Source organism: Vibrio xiamenensis, assembly GCF_900100015.1.
Taxonomy (GTDB): Bacteria; Pseudomonadota; Gammaproteobacteria; order Enterobacterales; family Vibrionaceae; genus Vibrio; species Vibrio xiamenensis.
Window position 1 is genome coordinate 91177 of record NZ_FNDD01000020.1, and the last position, 6987, is coordinate 98163.

The window sequence follows — 6987 nt, forward strand, 5'->3', positions numbered from 1 at the left end:
AGTTACTAACAACATGAATGTATTAGCAAAATTAAAAAAAGAATGGTTTTTGGTTGGCATGGTGATTGCCATTGCGCTGGCAACCGTGACACCGAATATTGGCCGCTCTGGCGGCGTCATTCACCTTGAGCAACTGACTGGGCTTGGCGTTGCTATCGTGTTCTTCCTGCACGGCTTAGGCTTGTCGCCACAAGCGATCAAAGCGGGCCTGACTAACTGGCGGCTGCATATTTTTATTCAGCTTGCGACCTATGCTCTGTATCCGCTGTTGTGGGTGGTGTTTGACGGCGCTTTTCTTGCCTATATGCCGTCAGCGTTGGCGTTTGGTTTTTGCTACCTATTTGCATTGCCAAGTACCATTTCTTCCTCCGTGGCAATGACCAGTGTGGGCAAAGGGAATGTACCTGGCGCGATTTTTAACGCGTCACTCTCGAGCATTCTTGGCGTGTTCATCACGCCACTGCTGATCCAATTGTTTATGGGTTTTGAAGGTGTGGAGCTTGATTTGATGGCATCGGTGATGTCGATTTCCAAATTGCTGCTATTGCCGATGATCGTAGGTCAAGTGCTGCGCCCATACCTGATTGCATGGGTTGAAAAACACAAAGCGGTAACCAACAAAATCGACAAATACGTCATTTTAATGATTGTGTATAACGCGTTTTGCGATTCGGTCGCCAACGGCATTTGGCATGAATTCTCGGTTGGCTTATTAGCCAGTTCGATTGCGATCTGTTTTGTAGTGCTGCTGGTGATGGTGCACCTCATTCAAATGGCCGCCAAACTGGCCAAATTTAATTTGCCAGACGAAGTTGCTGCGGTGTTTTGTGGCACCAAGAAAACCCTAGCCGCTGGGGTGCCGATGGCGAAAGTGATTTTTGGCGCTGACCCAAATCTGGGCATGATTTTGTTGCCAATTATGCTTTATCACCCGATTCAGATTTTCTACTGTGCGATTCAAGCCAACCGCTACGCTCGTAAAAGTAAGTCCGCCGCTGCGCTGGGCTAAATAGTTGACTCAATAAGGAATACAGAATGAGTAAGGATGCTCGCGTTTATTGCGCTCAAGGACCGGAATTTATCAATCCGACCGCAGAGGGTACGCTTTCAAATACCTCCTTTGTCTTCAAGGACCTGTTTGATGTCGGTGGTTACGTCACTGGTGCTGGCAACCCGACATGGCTCGCCACCCATCAACCCGCCGAGAAAACCTCGCCGCTGATTGTGGCTCTGCTGGCTCAAGGCGCAAAATGTGTCGGCCGAGTCCAAACCGATGAGTTGGCGTATAGCCTCAATGGGCAAAATATTCACTACGGCACGCCGCAAAACCCGCTGGCGCCAGAGTGCATTCCCGGCGGTTCATCCAGTGGCAGCGCGGTTGCGGTGGCACGTGGCGACGCTGATTTTGCAATCGGCACCGACACTGGCGGCTCAGTACGAGTGCCTGCCAGTTACTGTGGGCTGTTTGGCCTGCGTCCCACACTGCACAAACTCGACCTAAGCCACTGCTTTGAATTAGCGGGCAGTTTTGACACCGCAGGCGTGTTTGCCAAAACTCTACCGATGCTTAACCAAGCGTTTGCGACGTTGTGCGCTGCGCCGCAGCCCGGCCAAATTCAAAGCCGATTATTTCTTGATGATGCGTTTAGCGCTTTGCTCGGTAAAGCGCGTTTAGAGCGTTTGCAAATCTGGTGTCAAACGGTCGGTGTGAGCCTAATCCGCGGTGACGTACTGGCAAAAAATGGCTGGCAACTTGATGCGCTGAGTGAGCTGTTTCGTACCATTCAAGGCTTTGAAATCATTCGCCTGCACGGTGAATGGCTAAGTCAGCATGGCGATAGCTTAGACCCTGCGATTGCCGCGCGCGTTGAATGGTCGCGCCAAATTACCCCCGAGCAATACCAAGCGGCGCAAGCCGAGCAGGCTAAGTTTGCTGAGCAAATTCACCGCGCTATCGCAAGCTTTGACGGTGTGTGGGTGCTACCCACCACGCCATCTGGCCCGCCAAGATTGGATATGCCCGCAGACGAACTTGCCATCTATCGCAGCCAATTGATGGGCATGACCAGTGTGGCTGGGTTAAGCGGATTGCCGCAATTGCACATTCCGATGACTGGGCTTGAAGAAGGGCCGTGCGGGATTTCGCTTATCGGCGCGGCGCAATCTGAAGGCGACTTAATTGCCAGTGCGATGGCGCTGACTCAGTCGCAATCGTCAAAGCAATCAAACGCTTGTGTATCAGAGCAATAACAGGAGCGAGACAATGAAACATCAAACCGCATTTACCGCTTCTCACCATCAAGCTGCAAAAGTGGGTCAGCAAATTCTGGATGCTGGCGGCACCGCCAGCGAAGCCATGGTGGCGGCGGCAGCGATGATCGCGGTGCAATACCCGCACATGAATAGCATTGGCGGCGACGGTTTTTGGTTGATCGCAAAAAAGGGTCATACACCGATTGCGGTGGATGCCTGCGGTGCGGCGGCCCGTCATATCAACGTCGATGAATATCGCGCGCAAGGTGATGAACTGCCTGATAGCGGCGGCATTGCGGCGATGACCATGGCTGGCACGGTATCAGGCTGGCACAAAGCGCTGAAAATCGATTCCAGCGACATGAGCCTACAAACCATACTTGGACCTGCGATTGAAGCGGCGCAAAGCGGCATTACCGTGACGCAAAGCTTGGTCAATGCCAGTGAGAAGACGTTTGCGCGCTTATCTAGCCTTGGTGCCTTTAGCGAGATTTTCCTGCCTGAGCAGCGCACGCTGCAAGTGGGCGACGTGGTGCGTAATCCAGCGCTTGCCAACGCGCTGCAAACTCTGGCAAATAATGGTCTCGATGATTTTTATCGCGGCGAGTTAGCCAAATCCATGGCTCGCGAACTTGCGGCGCAAGGCAGCCCACTGCGCCTTGAAGATTTTCACCAACACCATGCCAAAGTGATGACGCCGCTGAGCGTTAACACCTCAAAAGGCAAACTGTATAACTTTGATGCGCCGACTCAAGGTGTGGCGTCGCTGCTGATTTTAGCTATTTACGACAAGTTGGTGTCTGGCAAGTCGGTTTCGGACCAGTCGGTTTCGAAAAATAATCTTGGGGCGCAAGAGCTTAGCGAATTGGACCATATCCATTTGTTGGTTGAGGCGACCAAGCAAGCGTTTATTATTCGTGACCAAGTGGTGTGCGATGAAGAGTATTTAAAAGCGCCGCTGCGTGATTGGCTTAGCGATGAGGTGATTGAGCGCTGCGCCAGTGACATCTCAATTGAAACCGCCAAACCTTGGCCACATATCGCCGAGCCCGGCGATACTATTTGGATGGGCGCGAGCGATCAATACGGCACCATGGTGAGCTTTATTCAAAGCATCTACTGGGAATTTGGTTGCGGTGTGGTGCTGCCAGAAACTGGCGTATTATGGAATGTTCGCGGTAAGAGCTTTTCGCTCGATAGCGCTCACCACAACGTGTTGGCGCCAAACAAAAAGCCGTTTCATACCCTCAATCCAGCTTATGCTGAACTCAACGATGGCTCGCGCATGAGCTATGGCACCATGGGCGGTGAAGGCCAGCCACAAACGCAGGCTTGTCTGTTTAGCCGTTTCCATTACCAAGGCAAAGGCCTTGAAGAATCGGTTGCGATGCCGCGCTGGTTACTTGGCCGAACTTGGGGCGATAGCACCAATAATCTACGTTTAGAAAAATCCTTATACCAACAATTTGGTCAGGCGCTTGAAGCGCGTGGTCATGACGTCACTTACGTTGACGACAATAATGAACTGATGGGGCATGCCGGCGCCATTGTGCTTGATGCGCAAGGAAGTGCGAGTGCCACCAATGATCCTCGTAGCGATGGAACCTATTTACTTGGAGAACATAATGACTAACAAAGCATCACTATTTGAAACTCTTAATCCGCCTCAACGTCTTTTAATGGGGCCTGGGCCAATCAATGCGTATCCGCGTGTGCATCAAGCAATTTCTCAAGCGCTGATTGGTCAATACGATCCAGTGATGACCGGGTACATGAATCAGGTTCAGGCGCTCTATCGTGGCGTATTTGAAACTCAAAACCAGCAAACCATGTTGGTTGATGGTACCGCGCGCTCGGGGATTGAAGCGGTGTTGGTGTCGGTGCTGCAACCGGGCGACAAAGTGTTAGTACCTGTGATTGGCCGCTTTGGTCATTTATTGTGTGAGATCGCGCAGCGCGTGGGCGCAGTGGTTAAAACCATCGATATTGAATGGGGCGAAGTGTGCCCGGCAGAAAAAGTTGAACAAGCAATTAAGCAGTTCCAACCGAAACTTTTGGCGACGGTGCAGGGCGATACCTCGACCACAATGAATCAGCCGCTTAAAGAAATAGGCGAAATCTGTCAGCGCCATGGCGTGCTGTTTTACTGTGATGCGACCGCATCGATTGCCGGTAACGACCTTAAAGTCGATGAATGGCATCTGGATGCAGTGTCAGCGGGGTTGCAAAAATGTCTCGGCGGGCCTTCAGGTTCTGCGCCAATTACCTTAAGCGATCGCTGCGCTGAGGTGATCAATCGCCGTAAACATGTGGAAGCGGGTATTCGCGCTGATCACCATGAAACCGGTGAGGATGCGATGATTCAGTCAAACTATTTTGATTTGGCGATGATCATGGATTACTGGGGGCCAGAGCGTCTTAACCACCATACCGAAGCAACCAGCATGCTCTACGCTGCGCGTGAATGTGCGCGTATTTTCCTTGAAGAGGGCGGCGATAAAGTGATTGCGCGCCATAAACAAGCGGGTGATGCACTGGCCGCAGGGCTTCGCGCAATGGGGCTTGAGCTGTTTGGTAACCAAGCCTACAAGATGAATAACGTGGTTGGCGTGTATATTCCGGCCAACGTTGACGGCGATAAAATTCGCCTTGAGCTGCTGCACTGTTTTGGGATTGAAATTGGTACCTCGTTTGGCCCGCTACACGGCAAAATTTGGCGTATTGGCACCATGGGCTACAACGCGCGTCAAGAGTGCGTGCTCACCACATTAGCGGCGCTGGAGGCAATTTTGGTTAAACACAAAGCGGCCGTGACGCCGGGGCAAGCGGTAGCGGCCGCGATGGAATTTTACTGTTAAGTCATAACAAGGAGTGTGTATGAGCCACAAGGACAGTATGACTGAGACAGAAAGTCGCGCGGCAAAAGTGATGCAGCGCGCCGACCGCATGGCAAGTTTTAGTGAAACCCCAGAGCATCTCACCCGTGCTTATTTGACCCCAGAACATAAATTAGCTCATGCTCAATTGGCGAGCTGGATGCTTGAAGCTGGGCTTGAAACGTGGCAGGACAGTGTTGGCAATCAGTGGGGACGTAAAGTCTCAGCCAATCCAACCATGCCGACGCTGATTTTGGGCTCGCACAGCGACACGGTCGCTAACGCGGGTAGGTACGATGGTAACTTAGGCGTACTGCTGGCACTTGAAGCACTCGAAGCGCTTGGTGATGTCGAGCTGCCGTATCACGTTGACGTGGTGGCGTTTGCTGATGAAGAGGGCACCCGTTTTAACACCACGCTGATCGGCTCAAGCGGTGTCGCCGGATGCTTTCAGCCAAGTTGGCTTGAGGTCGAAGATGCCAATGGCGTTTCAATGGCCAGTGCCATGGACAGTTTTGGTCTAGAGCCGCAAGTTGCAGGTTCGGATTCGCGTGTCGATGAAGAGATTTTGGCCTACCTTGAAGTGCATATTGAGCAAGGGCCTGTGCTGGAAGCGCAGAACCTTCCTGTGGGTGTGGTGACTGGCATTGCGGGCGCCAAACGCTATGAAATGACAGTCAAAGGCATGGCAGGTCACGCCGGCACTGTGCCAATTGGTTTGCGCCAAGATGCGTTTTGCGGCGTGGCGCAGATGGTCACCGAGATTGAAAATTACGCTCTTGAGCATGACATTGTCGCCACCGTCGGTAAATGTGAAGTCTTACCCGGCGCAGTGAATGTGATTCCGGGCGAAGTACGTTTTACGCTCGATATTCGCAGCTTATCGCAGCACCAGCTTGAAACGTGCTGTGAAACGCTACTGGAAAAATTGGCCGCGATTGCCAAGCTTCGCAGTTTGAGCTTTGAAAGTCGTAATATCTATCAAGCCCAAGCGGTATTGTGCGATGAAGTATTGCAGCATAAATGGGCCAACGTGGTTGAAAAGCACACTCAGCAAACGGCGTGTTTCCTGCCAAGTGGTGCTGGTCACGATGCAATGGTCATGGCCCAAGTTGCCAATATTGGCATGTTGTTTGTGCGCTGCGATAAGGGCATCAGCCATCACCCGGCAGAAAGTGTCACCACGGAGGATGTCAGCGTCGCGCTCGATTGTTTTATCGATATGGTTCAATCATTTGCTCCGTAACTTTGATCAAAAAGCCCCGAAATCTCGGGGCTTTTTACTCTTCAGCTCTAAACCATTGCCTAGAGCAGTGGTGATGCTTTTCAATCCGTGACTTATTGGTCGCTTGGTGGCGGACCTGGTGGACGGTGATCGGCAAACTCTTGTTCGGTGATTTCACCGTCGCCGTTTGCGTCGATATCGTCGAAATGGTCGCGGATTGGGCCATCGACTTCATCAGAGGTTAGAACCCCGTCGCCGTTTTGGTCCATTTCACTAAAACTCGGTGGCTTACCGCCGCCTCCCGGTGGTGGGCTAGGACGATCATCGGCAAAAACGGCAGTTGAAAATAGGACTGCAGAAACCGCTAGCCAAGATTTAATATTGTTCATTTTTTTGATTCCTTATCATACGGTCTGTGTTGATACAGACCTGTAGTAGAACTCAAAACCGATAAACAGTTCGCCAGTTTACGAAACTTTACAATTTGACCGTCAATTTCGAAAATAATTGTATGATTTACAGTCGCTTGGTTATGTTGAGCGCACAAAAAAACGGGCCAATTGGCCCGTTTTCAATCATCAAGGTTACTGGTTACACTTGCCTTAAAGCCTTAAAGCCTTAAAGCCTTAAAGC

Annotated in this window: 6 protein-coding genes; 5 read left to right on the forward strand and 1 reads right to left on the reverse strand. The window is 51.5% G+C overall.

The annotated features are described in order from the left end of the window. Nucleotides 1–13 precede the first annotated feature (13 nt). The 5 genes from BLS03_RS15985 to BLS03_RS16005 are packed head-to-tail and all read left to right on the forward strand — an operon-like array spanning nt 14 to nt 6375. Nucleotides 14–1009, forward strand: coding sequence for a bile acid:sodium symporter family protein (locus BLS03_RS15985; RefSeq protein WP_093276120.1), 996 nt, complete (start codon nt 14–16; stop codon nt 1007–1009). A 26-nt stretch (nt 1010–1035) separates the two neighbouring features. Beyond that, entirely contained in the window at nt 1036–2250 is a 1215-nt protein-coding gene (locus BLS03_RS15990; RefSeq protein WP_093276123.1) for an amidase, read from the forward strand. A gap of 13 nt (nt 2251–2263) precedes the next feature. Beyond that, nucleotides 2264–3886: a gamma-glutamyltransferase family protein gene (locus BLS03_RS15995; protein ID WP_093276125.1), complete on the forward strand. Its 1623-nt coding sequence runs from the start codon at nt 2264–2266 to the stop codon at nt 3884–3886. After that, nucleotides 3879–5111, forward strand: a complete 1233-nt coding sequence (locus BLS03_RS16000; protein WP_093276128.1) for a pyridoxal-phosphate-dependent aminotransferase family protein — start codon at nt 3879–3881, stop codon at nt 5109–5111. The genes BLS03_RS15995 and BLS03_RS16000 overlap by 8 nt, the downstream gene beginning before the upstream one ends. Nucleotides 5112–5130: 19 nt before the next feature. Further along, the gene (locus tag BLS03_RS16005; RefSeq protein ID WP_176765617.1) at nt 5131–6375 is read left to right on the forward strand and encodes an allantoate amidohydrolase; all 1245 of its coding nucleotides are present in this window, start codon (nt 5131–5133) and stop codon (nt 6373–6375) included. 92 nt (nt 6376–6467) lie between these two features. On the opposite strand, the gene BLS03_RS16010 is transcribed toward BLS03_RS16005, so the two are convergent. Further along, nucleotides 6468–6743, reverse strand: coding sequence for an EF-hand domain-containing protein (locus BLS03_RS16010; protein ID WP_093276133.1), 276 nt, complete (start codon nt 6741–6743; stop codon nt 6468–6470). Between the last annotated feature and the right edge of the window lie 244 nt (nt 6744–6987).